Source organism: Streptomyces herbicida (assembly GCF_032656585.1).
Classification (GTDB): domain Bacteria; phylum Actinomycetota; class Actinomycetes; order Streptomycetales; family Streptomycetaceae; genus Streptomyces; species Streptomyces herbicida.
In genome coordinates this window covers 125,641-145,468 of record NZ_JAUYWJ010000011.1, presented here as the reverse complement: position 1 = coordinate 145,468, position 19,828 = coordinate 125,641, and the positions used below count along the sequence as shown (strand labels likewise).

Genomic DNA, 19,828 nt, shown 5'->3' with positions numbered 1-19,828 from the left:
ACGCACGACAGACACCTTGTCCGGGTGGCGGAATGGCAGACGCGCTAGCTTGAGGTGCTAGTGCCCTTTATCGGGCGTGGGGGTTCAAGTCCCCCCTCGGACACCAGACCAGTGAGGGCTCCTGCTCGGCAGGGGCCCTCCGGCTTTCCCGCCGACGATTCCTGACTGTCGGTCATCCGGCCGGGCGCACCGCACGGCCGGTCAACTCAGCGGTCCGCCACGGCAGTTCTGCGTGCGGTCTGCACGGATGTGGGCCATCTCTCGTCCCGCGCACGGACCTCCAGGTCACAGCCATGCGCGCGCGCCCACGGCCTCCCCCGGACGGCCGCCCCGAGTGGCCGGACGAAGGGGCGGAGCATAGCGTCGTACTAATATTTCCGGCTTGTTACCGAGCTGGAGCCGGACAACCCCAGGCAGACCTGCGGGCCCGCCAGCGCCCCGGAGGCTTCCGGGAACTAGACGCGAGGACCGGATGGCAGCCATACAGGAGGGCAGCGCCCTCGGCCTGCTCGACGTGGAAATCCGCGAGCAGTTCGGCGACACGGCACGTTTCTCCGCGGGAGCGGCCGCCTCGCCGCGCACGCTCGTCGACGTGTTCGACGCTTCCGTACGGTCCTACCCGGACGAGCTCGCCCTGGACGACGGGACGGCACGGCTCACCTACCGGGCGCTGGCCGTCGAGGTGGAGCGGCTGCGCCGGGGGCTCGCGGACGCGGGCGTCGGGCTCGGGGACCGGGTGGGCGTGCGGGTGCCGTCCGGTACCAATGAGCTGTACGTCGCCATCCTGGCCGTGCTCGCGGCCGGTGCCGCCTATGTTCCCGTCGACGCCGAGGACCCCGACGAGCGGGCCGAGCTGGTGTTCGGGGAAGCGCAGGTGCGGGCCGTGATCGGGGCGGGGCACCGGATCACCGTCAACGGCAGGTCCGAGGTCCCGGCCGCCCGCCCCGGCACCGAGCACGACGCCTGGATCATCTTCACCTCCGGATCCACCGGCAAGCCCAAGGGCGTCGCCGTCACGCACCGCAGCGCCGCCGCGTTCGTGGACGCCGAGGCGGTCCTGTTCCTGGTCGAGGAGCCCATCGGGCCCGGGGACCGGGTCATGGCGGGGCTGTCGGTCGCCTTCGACGCGTCCTGCGAGGAGATGTGGCTGGCCTGGCGCTACGGCGCCTGTCTGGTGCCCGTGCCCCGGTCGCAGGTCAGGAGCGGTGCCGACCTCGGGCCCTGGCTGGTCGAGCAGGAGATCACCGTCGTCTCCACGGTGCCGACGCTGGCGGCGCTCTGGGAGCCGGAGACCCTCAACGACGTACGCCTGCTGATCTTCGGCGGTGAGGCCTGCCCGCCCGAGCTGGCGCAGCGGCTGGTCACCGAGGGGCGCGAGCTGTGGAACACCTACGGGCCCACCGAGGCGACCGTCGTCGCGTGTGCGGCGCTGATGACCGGTGAGGAGCCGGTGCGGATCGGGCTGCCGCTGGGCGGCTGGGAGCTCGCCGTCGTCGACGAGGCCGGGGAGCCCGTGCCCATGGGTGGCAGCGGACAGCTGGTCATCGGCGGGGTCGGGCTCGCGCGGTATCTCGACGCCGAGAAGGACGCGGAGAAGTACGCCCCGCTGCAGTCGCTGGGCTGGGAGCGCGCGTACCGCAGCGGTGACCTGGTCAAGGCCGATCCCGAAGGGCTGATCTTCCTGGGGCGGGCCGACGAGCAGATCAAGCTCGGCGGGCGCCGGATCGAGCTCGGTGAGGTGGACGCCGCCCTGCAGGCGCTCCCGGGCGTCGCCGGTGCGGCGGCCGCCGTGCGCACCGCCCGCAGCGGCAACCAGCTCCTCGTCGGCTATGTCGTCACCCAGGACGGCTGGGAGCACGCGGCCGCCGTCGAGAAGCTCCGGGCCGAGCTGCCCGCCGCCCTGGTCCCGCTGCTCGCCCCGGTCGGCGAACTGCCGACCCGGACGTCCGGGAAGGTCGACCGCAACGCCCTGCCGTGGCCCCTGGAAGGCCTGGAGACCGGCGGGAAGGCCGAGCAGCTCTACGGCACCGAGGCCTGGCTCGCCGAGCAGTGGGCGGAGGTCCTCGGCATCCCGGTGACCAGCGCCTCCGACGACTTCTTCGCGATCGGCGGCAGCAGCCTGGCCGCCGCCCGGCTCACCACCCGGCTGCGCACCCGCTACCCGAGCGCCGCCGTCCTCGACATCTACCAGCAGCCCACCCTGCGCAAGCTGGCCCGGCGCCTGGAGGCGTCCGCGCACGACGACGGCGCACAGCGGACGGTCGCCCCGGTCCCGGTGCGCGCCCGGATCGTCCAGCTCCTCCTGCTCGTCCCCCTGTTCACCCTGCTCGGGCTGCGCTGGACGGTGGCCCTGGCCGCGCTCGGGAACCTGCTGCCCGGCTACTCCTGGCTGCCGACCGCACCCTGGTGGCTGATCGCGGCGGGCGCCGTGCTGTTCTTCAGCCCGCCCGGACGGATCGCGCTCGCCGCGGGCGGGGCGCGGCTGCTGCTGCGGGGCGTACGGCCCGGCCGGTACCCGCGCGGCGGGAGTGTGCACCTGCGGTTGTGGACCGCCGAACGGCTGGCCGAGTTCAGCGGGGCGACCACGCTGACCGGGTCGTGGCTGGAGCGGTACGCACGGGCGCTGGGCGCCAAGGTCGGCCCGGACGTGGACCTGCACTCGCTGCCCCCGGTCACCGGCATGCTCAAGCTGGGACGCGGGGCCGCCGTGGAGTCCGAGGTGGACCTGTCCGGGTACTGGCTGGACGGGGACCGGCTGGAGATCGGGGCGGTGAAGGTGGGTGCGCACGCCGTCGTCGGGACGCGCGGCATGCTCTTCCCGGGCGCACGGGTCGGCAAACGGGCCGAGGTGGCACCCGGTTCGGCCGTCACCGGGCAGATTCCCACCGGTCAGCGATGGGCCGGCGCGCCCGCGGTCAAGCTCGGCAAGGCCAAGCGCAACTGGCCCAAGGAGCGGCCGCAGCGGGGCACGTACTGGCGGGTGATGTACAGCGTGACGGGCGTCGCGCTGAGCGCCCTGCCGCTGTCGGCGGGGGTGGCCGCACTGCTGGTCGCCGGTGTCTTCGTGACACCCGGGACCGGACTCGCCGACGCCCTGCGGGGAGCCGCGTTCGCGCTCGTCCCGGCCACGCTGGCCTATGGGCTGGTGTACGCGCTGAAGATCCTGATCGCCGTACGGCTGCTCAGTCTGGGCCTGCGCGAGGGCACGCATCCGACGCACAGCCGGATCGGCTGGCAGGCGTGGACGGTCACCCAGCTGATGGACCGGTCCCGGGAGACGCTGTTCCCGCTGTACGCGGGCCTGGTCACGCCGGTGTGGCTGCGGCTGCTCGGGATGCGGATCGGGCGGGGCGCCGAGGTGTCCACCGTGCTCGCCCTGCCGAGCCTGACGACGGTCGGCGACGGGGCCTTTCTGGCGGACGACACGCTGACGGCGCCGTACGAGCTCGGCGGTGGCTGGGTGCGGATCGGGCGCGCGGAGATCGGGCGGCGGGCGTTCCTCGGGAACTCCGGGATGACCGCGCCGGGGCGGAGCGTGCCGGACGGCGGTCTGGTCGGCGTGCTGTCGGCGACCCCGAAGAAGGCCAAGAAGGGCACCTCGTACCTCGGGCTGCCGCCGGTGAAGCTGCCGCGCAGCGCGAGCGACGGCGACCAGAGCCGTACCTACGACCCGCCGGCCCGGCTGCTGTGGGCGCGCGGGCTGGTGGAGCTGTGCCGGATCGTGCCGGTGTTCTGCTCGGCGGCGCTGGCCGTGCTGACGGTGGCGGCGCTGTGCGCGCTGGGGGCCTGGGCCCCGCTGCTGTCGGGCCTGGTGCTGCTCGCGACCGGGGCGACGGCGGCCGTCGTGTCGATCGTGGCCAAGTGGCTGCTGGTGGGGCGGCACCGCAGCGGGGAGCATCCGCTGTGGAGCTCCTTCGTGTGGCGCAACGAGCTGGCGGACACGTTCGTCGAGGTCGTGGCCGTGCCCTGGCTGGCCGGTTCGGTGCCGGGCACGCCGCTGATGACGGCATGGCTGCGGGGGCTCGGCGCCCGGGTCGGCAAGGGCGTGTGGGTGGAGAGCTACTGGCTGCCGGAGACGGACCTGGTGACCCTGGAGGACGCGGCCACCGTCAACCGTGGCTGCGTGCTCCAGACACACCTCTTCCACGACCGGATCTTGCGGACGGATACTGTTGTTCTCCGTGAGGGCGCCACGCTGGGCCCTGGCGGGATCGTGCTGCCCGGCAGCACGGTCGGGGCCCGTACGACGCTGGGTCCCGCGTCGCTCGTCATGGCCGCGGAGTCCGTCCCGGACGACACCCGCTGGCTCGGCAACCCGATCGAGGCATGGCGTCCCTGAGCGCGGGCACTCGGTGTCGGCTGTGGCGCCCCGGAGGCGAAAATCGTCGCGGGCGGGGTACCGGCGATGCGGAGTGGCGGCACAGTGCAGGGAGCGGACGCGCAGTGGCAGTTCAGCAGTCAGCGGGTCAGGACCCGTATTTCCCGGACAACGGTGATCCCCGCTACCGGGTGCACCGCTACGAGCTCACGCTGGACTACCGTCCCGGCCCCAACCGGCTGGCGGGCACGGCCCGGATCAACGCCATCGCGGGACGTTCGACGCTCACCGAATTCCAGCTGAACCTGGCCGACTTCAAGATCGGCCGGGTGCGGGTGGACGGCCGGCAGCCGCACTACACCCACCGTGGCGGCCGGCTGCGGATCCGCCCGGCGAAGCCGCTGCGCGCCGGGGCCGCCTTCACCGTCGAGGTGCACTGGTCCGGCAACCCCAAGCCGGTGCCCAGCCCCTGGGGCGGGATCGGCTGGGAGGAGCTGGACGACGGCGCGCTGGTGGCGAGCCAGCCGATCGGGGCGCCCTCCTGGTACCCGTGCAACGACCGGCCCGCCGACAAGGCGTCGTATCTGATCTCGGTGACCACGCCGTCGGCGTACTCGGTGGTCGCGGGCGGTCGGCTGCTGACCCGTACGACGAAGGCCTCGACGACCACCTGGGTGTACGAGCAGTCCGCGCCCACGTCGAGCTATCTGGTCGGGCTGGCGATCGGCAAGTACCAGACGGTGCTGCTGGGCGACCCGGGGCCGGGCGGGGTTCCGCAGCACGGGCACATCCCGGCGCACCTGCTCCCGGAGTTCTCCCGGGACTTCGCGCGGCAGCCCGCGATGATGGAACTGTTCCAGGACCTGTTCGGGCCGTACCCGTTCGACGAGTACGCGGTCGCGGTGACCGAGGAGGAGCTCGATGTGCCCGTCGAGGCACAGGGGTTGTCGCTGTTCGGCGCCAACCATGTGGACGGGGCTCGGGGTTCGGAGCGGCTGGTCGCGCACGAGCTCGCGCACCAGTGGTTCGGCAACTGTCTGTCCATCGCGGACTGGCGGCACATCTGGCTGAACGAGGGCTTCGCCAAGTACGCGGAATGGCTGTGGTCGGAGCGCTCGGGCGGCCGCAGCGCACAGCAACTCGCCGCGGTCGCACACCGGTTGCTGTCCACGCTGCCGCAGGACCTCCGGCTGGCCGACCCGGGCCGCAAGTCGATGTTCGACGACCGGCTCTACGAGCGCGGCGGCCTGGCGATCCACGCGGTGCGCTGCGCGCTCGGCGACGACGCGTTCTTCCTGATGCTGCGCAGCTGGGTGCGGCTGCACCGCAACGGGGTGGTGTCCACGCCGATGTTCACCACGCACGTGGCCCGATTCGCGGACGAGCCGCTGGACGGCCTGTTCGAGGCCTGGCTCTTCCGGGGTGCGCTGCCCCCGCTGCCGACTCCGGCCGCATCGCGGGGGACGGCGGACTCGGCCTGAGCTAAGGTGCGCTCCAACAGGGGTGCTGCCTCAGGGGGTTGAGCGGTCATGGTGTCCCGGTGGGCCCGGTGGTCCGACGACGCCGGTGGGTTCTGGCTGGAGGTCTTCGGGGAGACCGAACCCGTGCCGGTACCGCTCGGAAGCCTGTTCGACGCAAGGGCCGAACAGGCCGCGCGGTGTCCGGCGTACCTGTACGTGTGGACCTTCGGGTACGACGAGACACGGCGGGTGCGGCGGGACACGCACGTGAAGCTGTTGTTCCCGTCCGTCGCCGGGTGGCGGTGCAAGGACGTCCAGGCGGTCGTGTACCACCTGTCTCCGGTGCAGAGGGAGCGGGAGTGGCGCACCGCCCTTGCCGAGGACGTGCGGGCGATCAAGCCGGTGCTGGAGGTCGCGGGCGCGGCCACGACCGCGGCCGGCTACCCCGAGCTCGGCGGCCTGGCCGCGATGATGGCCCATCTGAAGCTGCGGAGCGCGCCACAGCTGCCGACGGGGTGGTACGTGAAGCGGACCCACTCCAGGCTCGACGGGGTACTGCACCAGGGAGTCGAGTGGGTGCTTCCGGCACCATTGCTGCGGCAGATCGGCACCCGGGTCACCGGCGCCCTGCTGGTGCAGTTCATCGAGGCGGCGCCCGCGCGGGAGGACACGTCCCCGGCGGGGGCCGCAGCCCCGGCCATCGTGGTCCGTGCGCGGTTGGGGAGCCGTCCGGAGGGCCCCGAGGCCCGCGCGGACCTGCCGCTCTGCGTCACGGCACAATAGGGGCCGTGTCCCGACGTACCGCCCGCCCCGCGAAGCCCGCGCCCACCTGCCCCTGCGGCCTGTCCGAACCGTACGCGGAGTGCTGCGGCCGGTATCACTGCGGTGACGCGGCCGCGCCGACCGCCGAGGCGCTCATGCGGTCGCGGTACAGCGCCTTCGTGAAGCGGGACAGCGGGTATCTGCTGCGGACATGGCATCCGCGCACCCGGCCCGAGCAGTTGGACCTCGACCCGGGGATGAAGTGGACCGGCCTGGAGGTGCCGGGCGCGACGGACGGGTCGGCCTTCCACAGCACCGGGACCGTGACCTTCCGGGCGTCCTACCGGGGCGGCTCGCTGCACGAGCGGAGCCGGTTCGAGCGGGTCGACGGCGTGTGGGTGTACGTCGACGGGGAGTTCCTCGGCGAGTAGGGCTACGGCGCCAGGATGTCGAGTTCCTGGAGGGCGCCCGTGGTGATCTCTCGGGTCAGCTGTTCGGCGCGGGCCGCGTCGCCCGCCCGCACCGCCTCCGCGACCTGGACGTGCAGGGTGACGGCGGCCGGGTCGGGGTCCTCGAACATGATCTCGTGGTGGGTGCGGCCCGTGAGGACCTCGGCGACGACGTCGCCGAGGCGGGCGAACATCTCGTTGCCGGAGGCGGCGAGGATGACCCGGTGGAAGGCGACGTCGTGGACGAGGTACCCCTCCAGCTTGTGGCCGCGTGAGTTGGCCACCATGCCGAGCGCGCACTCGGTGAGCTCGGCGCACTGCTCCGCCGTCGCGTTCTTCGCCGCGAGGCCCGCCGCGACCGGCTCGACGGCCGAGCGCAGCACCGTCAGCGAGCGCAGTTGGTGCGGGCGGTCGGCGCCCTCCAGACGCCAGCGGATGACCTGCGGGTCGTAGACGTTCCACTCGGCCTTGGGGCGGACCGTCACGCCCACACGGCGGCGGGACTCGACCAGGTGCATGGACTCGAGGACACGCACCGCCTCGCGCATCACCGACCGTGACACCTCGAAGTGCTGCGCCAGTTCGTCCGTGCGCAGGACGCTGCCCGGCGGATACTCGCCCGCCGTGATGGCGGGGCCGAGGGTGTCCAGTACATGGCCGTGCAGACCCCGGCCCGGTGTGCTCATGCACTCAGCGTACAGAGTGGATCACTGAGACAAAAAGTCAGACTTATACATCACACACTCTTGAATTCGTCGTACCTAATGCGTTTCAGTGAGGCCGACGCCGGATGTCGGATGCCGGCGTCGCTTCTCGAGGAAGACAGCGAGGCAGTGATGCGTACCCCGCACGTCGTCGTGGTGATGGGCGTGGCCGGCACGGGCAAGACCACGATCGGTCCCCTGCTGGCCGCCCGGCTCGGCGTCCCGTACGCCGAGGGCGACGACTTCCACCCGCAGGCCAACATCGACAAGATGTCGGCCGGGATCCCGCTCGACGACGAGGACAGGTGGCCGTGGCTCGACGCCATCGGCGCCTGGGCGGACGGGCGGCGCGGGCTCGGCGGGGTGGTCAGCAGCTCGGCGCTGAAGCGGTCGTATCGCGACCGGCTCAGGGCGACGGCACCCGGAATCGTGTTCGTGCACCTCACGGGCGACCGGAAGCTCATCGAGGACCGGATGTCGCACCGGCAGGGCCACTTCATGCCGGCCACGCTGCTGGACTCCCAGTTCGCCGCGCTCCAGCCGCTCCAGCCGGACGAGGCGGGCGTCACCGTGGATGTCTCCGGGTCCCCGGAGGAGATCACCGAGCGGGCCGTCAGGGCGCTGGACACGCTTCCCGACGCACCGCAGTAACACCCCCGCGGCAGCACCTCTGCCTCACCGCGGCACCACCCCCCACCGCAGCAGCACCCCTCCCCAGTCCCCCGTATCTGCAAGGGAACCCCGTGACCAGACTCAGCGTCGAGATGCTGGCAGCGGACACCGTCGAGCCGATCACCTCGGCCGGCCATGCCCAGCTGGGCATCGCCGTGCTGGCCGGTATCGCCGTCATCGTCCTGCTCATCACCAAGTTCAAGCTCCATGCCTTCCTGGCGCTGACCATCGGGTCGCTCGCGCTGGGCGCGTTCGCCGGGGCGCCGCTCGACAAGGCGATCGTCAGTTTCACCACCGGGCTCGGCACCACGGTCGCTGGCGTCGGTGTGCTGATCGCGCTGGGCGCGATCCTCGGCAAGCTGCTCGCCGACTCGGGCGGCGCGGACCAGATCGTCGACACGATCCTCGCCAAGGCGGGGGGCCGGGCGATGCCGTGGGCGATGGTGCTGATCGCCTCCGTGATCGGTCTGCCGCTGTTCTTCGAGGTCGGCATCGTGCTGCTGATCCCGGTGGTCCTGATGGTCGCCAAGCGCGGCAACTACTCCCTGATGCGCATCGGTGTCCCGGCGCTCGCGGGCCTGTCCGTGATGCACGGCCTGGTGCCGCCGCACCCCGGGCCGCTGGTCGCGATCGACGCGGTCAAGGCCAACCTGGGCGTCACGCTCGCGCTCGGCGTCCTCGTCGCGATACCCACGGTGATCATCGCCGGTCCGCTGTTCTCCAAGGTCGCTGCGCGGTGGGTGGACGTCCCGGCTCCGGAGCGCATGATCCCGCAACGGCCCTCCGCGGAGCTGGAGAAGCGCCCCGGCTTCGGCGTCACCCTCGCCACGGTCCTGCTGCCGGTCGTCCTGATGCTGGCCAAGGCGCTGGTGGACATCGTGGTCGACGATCCGACGCACTTGGTGCAGCGCGTCTTCGACGTCATCGGCTCCCCGCTGATCGCCCTGCTCACTGCCGTGATCGTCGGCATGTTCACGTTGGGCCGGCCCGCCGGGTTCAGCAAGGAGCGGATCTCGCGGACGGTCGAGAAGGGTCTCGCTCCCATCGCGGGCATCCTGCTGATCGTCGGCGCGGGCGGCGGCTTCAAGCAGACGCTGATCGACAGCGGTGTCGGTCGGATGATCCTGGACATCTCCAAGGACTGGTCGATACCGGCCCTGCTGCTGGCCTGGCTGATCGCGGTGGCCATCCGGCTGGCGACGGGTTCGGCGACGGTGGCGACCGTCTCGGCGGCGGGTCTCGTGGCCCCGCTGGCCGCCGACATGTCGACGACCCACGCGGCCCTGCTGGTCCTGGCCGTCGGCGCCGGATCGCTCTTCCTCAGCCATGTCAACGACGCCGGATTCTGGCTGGTGAAGGAGTACTTCGGACTCAGCGTCGGCCAGAACCTGAAGACCTGGTCGGTCATGGAGTGCATCATCTCGGTGGTCGCGGGCGGCCTGGTCCTCCTGCTGTCCCTGGTGATCTAGGAGCGGCACGCGATGTCGCGGGCGGCGGTCGGCCCATCGACCGCCGCCCGCGTTCCTGGTCTCTGCCCGTCCTCATGGGGCCGAGCCCAGCGGGTACGTGACGCTCACGTCGACGAACGGGGCGTGGTCGCCGCCGACGGGGTCGCGGAGGCGGTGCGGGGCGGACGGTCCGGTCCGCAGCGACGGCGCTCATCTCGTCGAAGCGGCCGTCGCCCACGGCCTGGACACCGGCGCGCTCAGCACGGCCCAAGCGCGCCGCCGACCTGGCCGACCAGCGGGGCAGCATGCTCAGGCGCGCCCTGGCGGAATGGACCGCAGGGCACCGCATCCGAGTCGGTGCGGGAGACCGTGGCCGCGCTCGGGGCACCCCCGTCCATGTCGGCGAGGATCACAGGCGGACGGCGGCTCACGAAGTCGCGCCGCTCGGTCTGTTCGCCATCGCGGTGCTTGGCCGGCCGGGTCGGCCGGGTCCGACGACCGAACCCGGGCTCGCCGCACTACGGCCGGATTCAAGGCCGCCAGAGCGGATGCTCCCGCTTCGCCCACTCCCGGCTCACCTTGCCCGTGCGCAGGCCTCGGCGGGCCTCCGGGTCGCCGAGGGCCATGCCGATGTGACCGGCGAGGACGATGCCGATGGTGAGGGCCAGCCAGTCGTGGACGAAGGTCGCCGAGGTGCGCCAGATCAGCGGGGTGAGGTGGGTGAACCACATCATCAGGCCCGTGGCGAGCATTACCACCGTCGCTCCGGCGATCCACGCGGCGTAGACCTTCTGCCCGGCGTTGAACTTGCCGGCCGGGCGGGAGGAGCGCCGCTTGTCGCGGACGAGGGCCGCCCGCAGCCAGAGCCGGTCGTGCGGACCGAACCGGTTGAGGAAGCCCAGGTCGGTACGGAAGGCACGGGAGGCCAGGCCGAGCAGGACCGGGACGGGCAGGGCCAGACCCGCGCACTCGTGGATGCGGACGACCAGTTCGCGGCGGCCGACCAGGACGGCGAGCTGCGGGATGTAGAGGCAGGCCGCGGTCAGCACGACGATGCCCATCAGGGCGGCCGTCGTGCGGTGAACCCAGCGCTCGGCCGGGGTGAAGCGGCGGACGCGGGAGTCCGGCGGGGCCGGCGTCTCAGCTCGTAGGCTCATCGGTCCGTCCGTTCGAGCGGCCCACCCAGGCGTCGACGTCGTAGCCGAGCTTCTCCCAGTAGCCCGGCTGGACGCGGTCCGTCACGGTGATGCCGGAGAGCCATTTGGCGGACTTGTAGAAGTACATGGGGGCGACGTAGAGGCGGACGGGTCCGCCGTGGTCGTGGCCGATGTCCTTGTCCTGCATGCGCAGGGCGACCAGCACGTCGGCTCGGCGGGCCTGTTCGAGGGTGAGGCTCTCGCTGTAGACGCCGTCGAAGCAGGTGAAGCGGATCGCCTTGCCGCTGCCGCGCACGCCCGCCGCGTCCAGGAGGTCCGAGAGCCGTACGCCCTCGAAGGGGGTGCCCGGGACCCGCCAGCCGGTGACGCACTGGACGTCCTTGACCACCCGGGTCTGGGGCAGGGCGCGCAGGTCGGCGAGGGTGTAGCTGCGCGGGTGGTCCACGAGTCCGTCGACAGTGAGGCGGTAGTTCACGGCGCCCTTGTGCGGCACGGACGCGGCGACCGAGTAGTAGCGGAACCCGCCGCCGTTCGGCAGCAGGCCCGTCAGGCCCGTGGGGTCCTGGCCGGACACGGTGCCGAGGAAGGCCTCCATGCCGCGCTGCAGGGTGGGTGCGGTCACCACGCCGAGTGCGCCCAGGCCGATGGTGCCGAGCAGCACGCGGCGGCCTATCGGCCGGCCCTCCTCGGACGCTCGCCGATCCGGGTGCTCCGGCCGCTCCTCGGGTTGTTCGGTGTTCACGTATTCATTCGAGCACTCCGGGCCCCCGCGGGACCAGGGAACGCGGGCAGAGGTCAGACTTCCGTAATCACTTCTTACGCGCGTCTCAGAAAAGCAGGTGCACGTCCCGAAGGGCGCCCTGCCGGGAGACGCCGTCCCCGGCCGCGCCGAGCACGCGGGCCCGTGCCGCGCGGAACGCGGCGCACGGGTCGCGGTCCGGGTACGACCAGGGCGCGGGGGTGGCGTGCCGGCCGATGCGCCGGAACAGCGCGGCGGCCTCGGCGCCCCGGCCCGCGCAGGACGTGGCGTGGGCGAGGAAGTTCAGGTCGACATGGCGGCGCGGGTGGTCGTCGTGCTCCCACTCCAGCCACCACTGGAAGGCGGCCCGCAGCGCGCGCCGGGCCCGTCGCCCCGACCAGTGCCCCGAGGCGTCCGGGTCGGCGGGCGCCCGTCCGGCCGCGGCCAGCGCCCGGTAGCGCTCGGTGTGCGCGACGACCGGCAGGACGGCGAGCGGGGAGTCGGCAGGGGCCCGCTCGGCGGCGCGGTCGGCGAAGTCGTACACCTCGTGCCGTGGGTCCGGGCCGTCCTCGGTCTGCCGCTCGGCGAGGCGGGCTGCCATCAGATGGTGGGCGTGGTGGTGGTCGGGGTGGCGGCGGCACACCTCGGCGAAGATCCGGTCCGCCTCCTTCCCGGCGCGCTCCAGCCGGAGCAGGCCGAGCCACGGGGTCGGGTCGGCGGGCGCGAGCGCGGCCGCGGCACGGCAGGCCTCGCGGGCCGCGGCGGGGTCCTCCTTGCGGCACCGGGCGCGCCGCACCAGGCTCAGGGCGAGCAGCACGGAGGCGTCGGCGGAGCCGGGCTCGGCGAGCAGCCAGTCGCGCGCCCAGGCGGCCGCGTAGGGCTCCCGGGCGAGGACGGTGATCCGGTGTCCGCGGCGGTCCCAGTCGTCGCCGGTGTGCAGCAGCAACGAACGGGCCGCCTGCCTGCGGCCCTGGGCCAGGGCGGTGCGCGCGACGACCAGTTCGCAGTCGCCGAGGGCGCCGTCGAAGGCCTGGGCCGTGCGTTCACGGCCGGGACCGAGCAGAGGCGGGTGTGGGGGTGGGGGCACCACAGGACTTCCTGGTTCTCGGACTGCCATCGACCGATCACGCACAGCAAACCCTCAGCCAACACTTTGCGTCAAGCCGAACCGGGCTATTACTGCCTTCAACTACCCTTCCTGAAGCGGAACTTGAGGCGGCCACGCGCACCGGTGAGCGATGCGCCTCAGGTCACCCGTGTGGCGTACGCCATAGCGTCGCCCCTCCGGGCAGCGGACCATGGCCGTACGGTCCCGCCGCCGCCCGTGATCCCGCCTTGATCGACTGGCATCGTGACCGATTCAACCGCCCGGTTCCGGGCACTCCCAGGGGCAACGGCGTCCCGGGAGCGCTACAGTCGGCCACTGACGCACCCGTGGCCCGGCCGGATGATCGAGGTACGCAGCGTGTCGGTTCTGGTTCTGATTCTCGCCGTGAGCGCGGCCTGTTGCCTGGGCTTCGGGTTCGTGCTCCAGCAGAACGCCGCCCAGCAGGCACCGCTCAGCGACTTCCTCTCGCCCCGCCTGCTGCTCGACCTGATGAAGGTGCCGCGCTGGCTGGGCGGCATCGGGCTGATGGTGGCCGGCATGATCCTGGGCGCGATCGCACTCGGGAAGGGTGAGATCTCCCTGGTGGAGCCGCTGCTGGCGACGAACCTCCTGTTCGCCTTCGCCCTCTCCCGGCACCAGACCAAACACAAGCTGAGCCACCAGGGCGCGACCGGCCTCGCGCTGCTCGCGGGCGGCGTGACGATGTTCATCGTCGCGGGGCAGCCGCACAGCGGCACCGCCGTCAACAGCCCGTTCCGCCACTGGCTGATCATCGGCATCATGGTGGGCACGGCACTGATCCTGACCACCTACGCCAAGCGCTCCCGGCTGACCTGGGCCCCGGTGCTGCTGGCCCTCGCCGCCGGCCTGCTGTACGGCGTGCAGGACGCACTGACCCGGGTGAGCGGGCAGCGCTTCTCCGCGGGCGGCCTCACCGACGTGCTCACCGGCTGGCAGCCGTACGGCGTGCTCGTGCTCGGCGTCACCGGGCTGATCCTGGTGCAGAGCGCGTTCGAGACCGCGCCGCTGCGCATGTCGCTGCCCGCGCTGACCGCCGCCCAGCCGCTGGCCGGGATCCTGTGCGGAGTGGGCTTCCTCGGGGACCGGCTGCGCACCGACACCGGGGCGCTGGCCTGGGAGACGGCGGGCCTCGCCGCCGTGGTCGTGGGCATCGTCCTGCTCGGCCTGCACCCGGCGATGCCGCGCGGCACGGCGGAGGAGAGCCCGGCCCGGGACCTGCAGCCGCACTGACCCCACCGCCCGGCCCGGCCGGGTCGCGGCCCCTGATTGGATGGGCCCATGAGCGCTGCTGACGAGATCCTCGACATCGTCGACGAGCACGACCAGGTCATCGGGCAGTACCCGCGCGGTGAGGCGTACGCCCGCAATCTGCGCCACCGCTGCGTCTTCATCGAAGCCCGCGACGGTGAGGGCCGGATCTTCGTCCACCGCCGCACACCGACCAAGCTGGTCTTCCCCTCCCTCCACGACATGTTCGTCGGCGGCGTCGTGGGCGCGGGCGAGTCCTACGACGACGCGGCCCTGCGCGAGGCCGAGGAGGAACTGGGGGTGACCGGCCTCCCCCGCCCGTCCTTCCTCTTCAAGTTCCTGTACGACGACGAGGCGGGCCGCACCTGGTGGTCCGCGGTGTACGAGGTGCGCTGCGACCTCCCGGTGCGACCGCAGGCCGAGGAGGTCGCCTGGCACGACTTCCTGCCCGAGGACGAGGTGGAACGGCGTCTCGGGGAGTGGGGGTGGGTGCCGGACGGGCTGGCCGCCTACGAACGGCTCAAGACCTACCGGACGGCCCGGGACACGGCTCGATAGGGTCCTGGCCGTGATCGAATTCGTGCGGAACGTCCGCCTGTGGTTCGCGCCGGACCTGGTACGGGAAGAGGGCAGCACCCCGGACTACCGGTTCTCGCTGGCCAACGAGCGCACCTTCCTGGCCTGGCTGCGGACCGCGCTCGCACTGATCGGCGGCGGATTCGCCGTGGACCAGTTCCTGCCGGACCTGCGCTGGGGCTGGCGCGTCGGGCTGGCGCTCGCGCTGCTGGGGGCCGGGGTGCTGTGCTCGCTGCGCGCGGTCAACCACTGGGTGCGCTGCGAGCGTGCCATGCGCCGGGGCGAGGACCTGCCGGTGTCGCGCTTCCCGGCGCTGCTGAGCCTGGTCATCGCGGTGGTGGCGGTGGCGATGGTCGTCGTCGTACTCGTCGGGTGGGAAGGGTGAGCGACGAGCGGGACCCGGGGCTGCAGCCGGAGCGGACCAGGCTCGCCTGGCGTCGTACGACGCTGTCGTACGCCGTTGCCGCCGTGCTCGCGCTGAGGAACGTCCTGCACGGCGGGGTGACGGCCACCGCGCTCGTCGTGTGCGCGCTGTGCGGCGCCCTCTGGCTGGGCTTCCTGTGGGCCGCCCACCGCCGTATCCGCGCCCTCTCGGCCTCCGACCGCCCCGCGGCCCTGACGCCACGGGAGGGAACGGTGGCGGTGCTGTGCATCGTGGCGACGGCGGTGTGCGCGGCGGTGCTCGTCGTCTAGATCCTGTCCGCGGCCCCACGGCCCCGCTACTGCGCCGGCTCCGACTCCGCCTGCCAGTCCACCGTCACCACGATCTTGCCGCGGGTCCGGCCCTCCTGGTTCATGCGGTGGGCGTCCGCCGCCCGCTCCAGCGGGAGAGTCTCGGACACATGCACGCTCACCGCCCCCTGTTCGACCAGCTCGGACAACTCGCGCAGGTCCGCCGCGTCGGCACGCACGAAGTGGTAACGGCCGCCGTAGCTCAGCACCTCGGGGTCGGCGATCGACACCAGGCGGCCCTCGGGCGCGAGCAGGTTGGCCGAGATCCGCAGCGTGTCGCCGCCGATGGTGTCGAACGCCGCGTCCACCCCCTCGGGCGCCAGCCCGCGCACCCTCTCGGCCAGGCCCCCGCCGTACACGACCGGTTCGCCGCCCAGGCCGCGCACGAAGTCGTGGTTGTGCTCGCTCGCCGTACCGATGACCCGGGCGCCGAGGTGGGCCGCGATCTGGACGGCGATCGAGCCGACCCCGCCCGCGGCCGCGTGCACCAGGACGGTCTCGCCCCGCTTGACCTCCAGGACCTTGACGAGCGACTGGTAGGCGGTGAGCCCGGCCAGCGGCAGCCCGGCCGCCTCCTCGAAGGAGACGTTGCGCGGCTTGCGGGCGAGGGTGCGCACCGGTGCGGCGACGTACTCGGCGAAGGTGCCGCGGGAGAGGAAGTCCTCGCGGACGTAGCCGACGACCTCGTCGCCGACGGTGAACTCCGTGACGGAGATTCCGGGCTGTACGACGACCCCGGAGACGTCCCAGCCGGGGATGACCGGGAAGACGGTGTCCAGGACGCCGTCCAGGTGGCCCTCGCGGCACTTCCAGTCGACCGGGTTGACGCCCGCCGCGCGCACCTTCACCAGCACAGAGTCGGGGCCGACCTTCGGGTCGCGCACATCGCCGTACTCCAGCACCTCGGGTCCGCCGTACCGGCTGTAACTGATGCCCTTCATGGCACCGACCCTCTGGGGTAGTCGGACGCCACGCAACCGGGATGCCCCGATATGTGCCGTTCGCGTGGCAGCCTGTCCGACGTCATCACCCCGCACCACCGAAGGTGAGCACCCATGACCACCCTCCACCAGGAACACCAGGAACACACCGCCCACGGCACCCACGTCCACGGCCCGGGCTGCGGGCACACCGCCGTTCCGCACGGCGACCACGTCGACTACGCGCACGACGGGCATCTGCACCGCGAGCACGACGCGCACTGGGACGAGTGCGAGCCCACCGGACACGTCACGCACGAAGATCACGACCACCAGCACGGCGCGGGCTGCGGACACGGACGCGTGCGGCACGGCGACCACGTCGACTATCTGCACGACGGCCACCGGCACGCCGAGCACGACGGCCACTGGGACGACCACTGACAGGCCGGAATCCGACGGTCGGCGGCTCCCACGCACCCTGCGCCGGGAGCCGTCCGCCTATCGTGGCACCGATCACGTTTGGCTCCCCCACTGGACGGCATACCGACCGGTCGGCATCATGAGTCGGGTCCTGATGAATCCGTTCGTAGGAGCGAAGTATGAGCCCCGACCACCCGCCCGGACTCGACCTGGACCGGCTGCGCGGCCTGCTCGACCGTGAACGGCCCGGTCTGGTGAACGGCCCCCTGACCGGCCGGCTGATCGAGGGCGGACGGTCGAACCTCACCTACGCGCTCTCCGACGGCACGTCGAAGTGGGTCGTACGGCGTCCCCCGCTCGGCCATGTCCTGGCCACCGCGCACGACATGAAGCGCGAGCACCGGGTGATCAGCGCGCTGCACCCGACGAATGTGCCCGTGCCGCGTCCGGTGCTGCTGTGCGAGGACGAGGAGGTGCTCGGGGCGCCCTTCTACGTCATGGAGTTCGTCGAGGGCACGCCGTACCGCACCGCCGACCAGCTCGCGCCGCTGGGTCCCGAGCGCACCCGCAACGCGGTGCTCTCCCTGGTGGACACCCTGGTCGAGCTGCACGCGGTGGACCCCGCCGAAGTGGGCCTGGCGGACTTCGGCCGCCCGGAGGGCTTCCTGGACCGCCAGCTGCGCCGCTGGGGCAAGCAGCTGGACGCCTCCCGCAACCGTGAGCTCGCGGGCATCGACGAGCTGCACGCGGCGCTCGGCCGTCAGCTGCCGCACTCCCCCGCGCCCGCCGTGGTGCACGGCGACTACCGGCTCGACAACGTCCTGATCGGGTCCGACGACAAGATCAAGGCGATCCTCGACTGGGAGATGTCGACCCTCGGCGACCCGCTCACCGACCTGGGCCTGCTGGTGATGTACAGCATGCCGCTGGGCACGCCCGACTCGCCCGTCTCCACCACCGCCGAGGCCGCCGGGCACCCGGCTCCGGCCGAGCTGATCGAGCGCTACGCCGCCCGCTCCGGGCGGGACGTCTCCGCCGTCTCCTGGTACACGGCCTTCGCCTGGTTCAAGCTCGCCGTGATCCTGGAGGGCATCCACTACCGGTACACGCTGGGCCAGACGGTCGGGCGCGGTTTCGACCGCATCGGCGGCCTCGTGCCCGTCTTCATCGACCACGGACTGACCACGCTGCAGGAAGGCTGACCGGCATGGACTTCGCGTTCGACGCGCGCACCGAGGAGCTGCGCCGCAAGCTGCTCGCCTTCATGGACGAGTACGTCTACCCGGCGGAGGCGGTGGCGGAGGAGCAGCGCGCACGGCTGGCGTCGCCCTGGGACACGCCCGCCGTGGTGGAGGAACTGAAGGCCGAGGCGCGCAGGCAGGGCCTGTGGAACCTCTTCCTCCCGGACGCCGAGTACGGCGCGGGGCTCACCAACCTCCAGTACGCCCCGCTGGCCGAGATCACCGGCCGCTCGCCGCACCTGGCGCCCACCGCCACCAACTGCGCCGCGCCGGACACCGGCAACATGGAGGTGCTGGCGCAGTTCGGCGACGAGCGGCAGAAAAAGCAGTGGCTGGAGCCGCTGCTGGCGGGCGAGATCCGCTCGGCGTTCGCGATGACCGAGCCGGAGGTGGCCTCCTCGGACGCCACCAACATCACCACGCTCCTCGAGCGCGCCTCCGACGGTACGGACGAGTACGTCATCACCGGGCGCAAGTGGTACATCTCCGGAGCGATGAACCCGGACTGCAAGGTCTTCATCGTGATGGGCAAGACGGACCCGGACGGCCCGGACATCCGCCGTCAGCAGTCCATGGTCCTGGTCCCGCGCGACACCCCGGGTGTCACCGTCGAGCGGGCGATGCAGGTCTTCGGCTACGAGGACCACTCGCACGGCGGCCATGCCGAGGTGATCTTCGATCACGCGCGCGTGCCGGTGTCCAACCTGATCGGCGAGGAGGGCGGCGGCTTCGCGATCGCCCAGGCGCGCCTCGGTCCGGGCCGTATCCACCACTGCATGCGGCTGATCGGCATGGCCGAGCGGGCGATCGAGTTGATGTGCCGCCGGGCCGTGTCCCGCACCGCCTTCGGCAAGGCGCTGGCCCAGCAGGGCGTGGTCCACAACTGGATCGCGGACGCCCGGGTCGCGGTCGAACAGCTGCGGCTGCTCGTCCTGAAGACGGCCTGGCTGATGGACACGGTCGGCAACAGGGGCGCCCACACGGAGATCCAGGCCATCAAGATCGCCACGCCCCGTGCGGTCGTCGACATCATCGACCGTGCGATCCAGCTGCACGGCGCGGGCGGCGTCAGCCAGGACTTCCCGCTGGCCGAGCTGTACGCGGCGGCCCGCACCCTGATGATCGCCGACGGCCCGGACGAGGTCCACCAGCGCTCACTGGCTCGGCGCGAGCTGAAGAAGTACCTCTGACGAACAGGTGAGGGGCGGCCACCACCGGTGGCCGCCCCTCATGTGTGCTCGCCGACCGCTACGGCCGCAGCGCGCGCAGCAGCAGGTCCGCCAGGTGGTCGGCGACCTGCTGGGGGCTCAGGGGGCCGTCGGGGCGGTACCAGGTCGACAGGTGGTGGACCGAGCCGAAGTGGTAGTCGACGACCAGGTCGGCCGGGGTCGCCCTGGAGAAGACGCCCTCCTCCTGGCCCTCCTCGATGAGCGCACGGAAGCGTTCGTGGTAGCGCCGGCGCTCGGCGCGCACCTGCTTGTTCTTCTCTGGGCTCAGATGGTGCATCGAGCGGAAGAAGATCATCGCGTCGTCGAGGTTCTCGATCGTCGTGACGACGACGTCCGCGGCCGCGGCCCGCAGACGCTTCTCCACCGGCTCGTCCGCGTCCGCGAGGGCGTCCAGCCGCTCCTGCTGGACGCGCAGCACGCGCGCGTACACCTCGTGCAGAAGGTCGTCCTTGGACCCGAAGTAGTGGTACAGCGCCCCCTTGGTGACGCCGGCCGCCTCGACGATCTCCTGCACCGAGGTGCGGTCGTAACCCTGCTCGGCGAAGAGCCGGGTGGCGGCGGCAAGGAGCCGCTGCGGAACAGGAGCCCCGTCCCCGTCCGTAGTCCTGGGCACTGCCGCCA

General features: G+C 72.1%; 19 protein-coding genes and 1 tRNA gene. 14 read left to right on the top strand and 6 right to left on the bottom strand.

Going from position 1 to position 19,828, the window contains the following annotated elements; all coding sequences use genetic code 11:
- Positions 1-18: 18 nt before the first annotated feature.
- The 5 genes from Q8A52_RS23605 (at position 19) to Q8A52_RS23585 (ending at position 6,971) form a co-directional block, all read left to right on the top strand.
- Positions 19-106, top strand: a tRNA-Leu gene (locus tag Q8A52_RS23605).
- A 366-nt stretch (positions 107-472) separates the two neighbouring features.
- Positions 473-4,339, top strand: coding sequence for a Pls/PosA family non-ribosomal peptide synthetase (locus Q8A52_RS23600; RefSeq protein WP_316754870.1), 3,867 nt, complete (start codon positions 473-475; stop codon positions 4,337-4,339).
- A 104-nt stretch (positions 4,340-4,443) separates the two neighbouring features.
- Positions 4,444-5,799: a M1 family metallopeptidase gene (locus Q8A52_RS23595; protein WP_316754868.1), complete on the top strand. Its 1,356-nt coding sequence runs from the start codon at positions 4,444-4,446 to the stop codon at positions 5,797-5,799.
- Positions 5,800-5,847: 48 nt separating this feature from the next.
- Positions 5,848-6,561: a hypothetical protein gene (locus Q8A52_RS23590; RefSeq protein ID WP_316754866.1), complete on the top strand. Its 714-nt coding sequence runs from the start codon at positions 5,848-5,850 to the stop codon at positions 6,559-6,561.
- 5 nt (positions 6,562-6,566) lie between these two features.
- On the top strand, positions 6,567-6,971 hold the full coding sequence (locus Q8A52_RS23585; protein ID WP_316754864.1) for a YchJ family protein: 405 nt from the start codon (positions 6,567-6,569) through the stop codon (positions 6,969-6,971).
- Positions 6,972-6,973: 2 nt separating this feature from the next.
- On the opposite strand, the gene Q8A52_RS23580 is transcribed toward Q8A52_RS23585, so the two are convergent.
- The gene (locus Q8A52_RS23580; protein WP_316754862.1) at positions 6,974-7,675 is read right to left on the bottom strand and encodes a FadR/GntR family transcriptional regulator; all 702 of its coding nucleotides are present in this window, start codon (positions 7,673-7,675) and stop codon (positions 6,974-6,976) included.
- A gap of 150 nt (positions 7,676-7,825) precedes the next feature.
- Between Q8A52_RS23580 and Q8A52_RS23575 the strand changes: the two genes are divergently transcribed.
- Both Q8A52_RS23575 and Q8A52_RS23570 read left to right on the top strand, forming a co-directional pair.
- On the top strand, positions 7,826-8,344 hold the full coding sequence (locus tag Q8A52_RS23575) for a gluconokinase (protein ID WP_316754860.1): 519 nt from the start codon (positions 7,826-7,828) through the stop codon (positions 8,342-8,344).
- 92 nt (positions 8,345-8,436) lie between these two features.
- Positions 8,437-9,834 (top strand): GntT/GntP/DsdX family permease, encoded by a 1,398-nt coding sequence (locus Q8A52_RS23570; RefSeq protein ID WP_316754859.1) that lies wholly within the window; start codon positions 8,437-8,439, stop codon positions 9,832-9,834.
- A gap of 509 nt (positions 9,835-10,343) precedes the next feature.
- On the opposite strand, the gene Q8A52_RS23565 is transcribed toward Q8A52_RS23570, so the two are convergent.
- The 3 genes from Q8A52_RS23565 to Q8A52_RS23555 all read right to left on the bottom strand — a co-directional run bounded on the left by Q8A52_RS23565 (position 10,344) and on the right by Q8A52_RS23555 (position 12,826).
- Positions 10,344-10,970, bottom strand: coding sequence for a cytochrome b/b6 domain-containing protein (locus Q8A52_RS23565; RefSeq protein WP_316754857.1), 627 nt, complete (start codon positions 10,968-10,970; stop codon positions 10,344-10,346).
- The gene (locus tag Q8A52_RS23560; protein WP_316754855.1) at positions 10,954-11,712 is read right to left on the bottom strand and encodes a molybdopterin-dependent oxidoreductase; all 759 of its coding nucleotides are present in this window, start codon (positions 11,710-11,712) and stop codon (positions 10,954-10,956) included. Before Q8A52_RS23560 ends, Q8A52_RS23565 begins: the two co-directional genes overlap by 17 nt.
- Positions 11,713-11,797: 85 nt before the next feature.
- Complete coding sequence (locus tag Q8A52_RS23555; protein WP_408649238.1) at positions 11,798-12,826, bottom strand: hypothetical protein; 1,029 nt, start codon at positions 12,824-12,826, stop codon at positions 11,798-11,800.
- 348 nt (positions 12,827-13,174) lie between these two features.
- On the opposite strand from Q8A52_RS23555, the gene Q8A52_RS23550 reads away from it, so the two are divergent.
- Genes Q8A52_RS23550 through Q8A52_RS23535 form a run of 4 tightly spaced genes read left to right on the top strand, consistent with a single transcriptional unit; the run spans position 13,175 to position 15,355 of the window.
- Entirely contained in the window at positions 13,175-14,068 is an 894-nt protein-coding gene (locus Q8A52_RS23550; protein WP_316754851.1) for a DMT family transporter, read from the top strand.
- Positions 14,069-14,116: 48 nt separating this feature from the next.
- Positions 14,117-14,644, top strand: coding sequence for an NUDIX hydrolase (locus Q8A52_RS23545; RefSeq protein WP_316754849.1), 528 nt, complete (start codon positions 14,117-14,119; stop codon positions 14,642-14,644).
- A 10-nt stretch (positions 14,645-14,654) separates the two neighbouring features.
- Positions 14,655-15,047 carry a YidH family protein gene (locus Q8A52_RS23540; RefSeq protein WP_263206954.1) on the top strand — a complete coding sequence of 131 codons (393 nt, stop codon included), beginning with the start codon at positions 14,655-14,657 and terminating at the stop codon, positions 15,045-15,047.
- Positions 15,044-15,355, top strand: a complete 312-nt coding sequence (locus tag Q8A52_RS23535; RefSeq protein ID WP_408649237.1) for a DUF202 domain-containing protein — start codon at positions 15,044-15,046, stop codon at positions 15,353-15,355. The genes Q8A52_RS23540 and Q8A52_RS23535 overlap by 4 nt, the downstream gene beginning before the upstream one ends.
- Before the next feature lie 26 nt (positions 15,356-15,381).
- Here the strand turns inward: Q8A52_RS23535 and Q8A52_RS23530 are convergent, their stop codons facing one another.
- Positions 15,382-16,335 carry an NADP-dependent oxidoreductase gene (locus tag Q8A52_RS23530; RefSeq protein ID WP_316754845.1) on the bottom strand — a complete coding sequence of 318 codons (954 nt, stop codon included), beginning with the start codon at positions 16,333-16,335 and terminating at the stop codon, positions 15,382-15,384.
- Between the two features lie 114 nt (positions 16,336-16,449).
- Here Q8A52_RS23530 and Q8A52_RS23525 point away from each other — a divergent pair, with 114 nt between their 5' ends.
- The 3 genes from Q8A52_RS23525 to Q8A52_RS23515 all read left to right on the top strand — a co-directional run bounded on the left by Q8A52_RS23525 (position 16,450) and on the right by Q8A52_RS23515 (position 19,168).
- Positions 16,450-16,758, top strand: a complete 309-nt coding sequence (locus Q8A52_RS23525; RefSeq protein WP_316754843.1) for a hypothetical protein — start codon at positions 16,450-16,452, stop codon at positions 16,756-16,758.
- 158 nt (positions 16,759-16,916) lie between these two features.
- Positions 16,917-17,939: a phosphotransferase family protein gene (locus Q8A52_RS23520; protein ID WP_316754842.1), complete on the top strand. Its 1,023-nt coding sequence runs from the start codon at positions 16,917-16,919 to the stop codon at positions 17,937-17,939.
- A gap of 5 nt (positions 17,940-17,944) precedes the next feature.
- Positions 17,945-19,168 (top strand): acyl-CoA dehydrogenase family protein, encoded by a 1,224-nt coding sequence (locus tag Q8A52_RS23515; protein ID WP_316754840.1) that lies wholly within the window; start codon positions 17,945-17,947, stop codon positions 19,166-19,168.
- 58 nt (positions 19,169-19,226) lie between these two features.
- Here Q8A52_RS23515 and Q8A52_RS23510 read toward each other — a convergent pair whose 3' ends face one another.
- A complete protein-coding gene (locus tag Q8A52_RS23510) occupies positions 19,227-19,820 on the bottom strand; it encodes a TetR/AcrR family transcriptional regulator (protein ID WP_316754838.1) in 594 nt (197 codons plus the stop codon).
- Between the last annotated feature and the right edge of the window lie 8 nt (positions 19,821-19,828).

Bases quoted from the DNA above. Each gene is read 5' to 3' on its own strand.
- Q8A52_RS23520 (WP_316754842.1), top strand. From the start codon at position 16,917: ATGAGCCCCGACCACCCGCCCGGACTCGACCTGGACCGGCTGCGCGGC.
- Q8A52_RS23515 (WP_316754840.1), top strand. From the start codon at position 17,945: ATGGACTTCGCGTTCGACGCGCGCACCGAGGAGCTGCGCCGCAAGCTG.
- Q8A52_RS23545 (WP_316754849.1), top strand. From the start codon at position 14,117: ATGAGCGCTGCTGACGAGATCCTCGACATCGTCGACGAGCACGACCAG.
- Q8A52_RS23525 (WP_316754843.1), top strand. From the start codon at position 16,450: ATGACCACCCTCCACCAGGAACACCAGGAACACACCGCCCACGGCACC.
- Q8A52_RS23530 (WP_316754845.1), bottom strand. From the start codon at position 16,335: ATGAAGGGCATCAGTTACAGCCGGTACGGCGGACCCGAGGTGCTGGAG.
- Q8A52_RS23575 (WP_316754860.1), top strand. From the start codon at position 7,826: ATGCGTACCCCGCACGTCGTCGTGGTGATGGGCGTGGCCGGCACGGGC.
- Q8A52_RS23580 (WP_316754862.1), bottom strand. From the start codon at position 7,675: ATGAGCACACCGGGCCGGGGTCTGCACGGCCATGTACTGGACACCCTC.
- Q8A52_RS23555 (WP_408649238.1), bottom strand. From the start codon at position 12,826: ATGGCAGTCCGAGAACCAGGAAGTCCTGTGGTGCCCCCACCCCCACAC.
- Q8A52_RS23590 (WP_316754866.1), top strand. From the start codon at position 5,848: ATGGTGTCCCGGTGGGCCCGGTGGTCCGACGACGCCGGTGGGTTCTGG.
- Q8A52_RS23600 (WP_316754870.1), top strand. From the start codon at position 473: ATGGCAGCCATACAGGAGGGCAGCGCCCTCGGCCTGCTCGACGTGGAA.
- Q8A52_RS23565 (WP_316754857.1), bottom strand. From the start codon at position 10,970: ATGAGCCTACGAGCTGAGACGCCGGCCCCGCCGGACTCCCGCGTCCGC.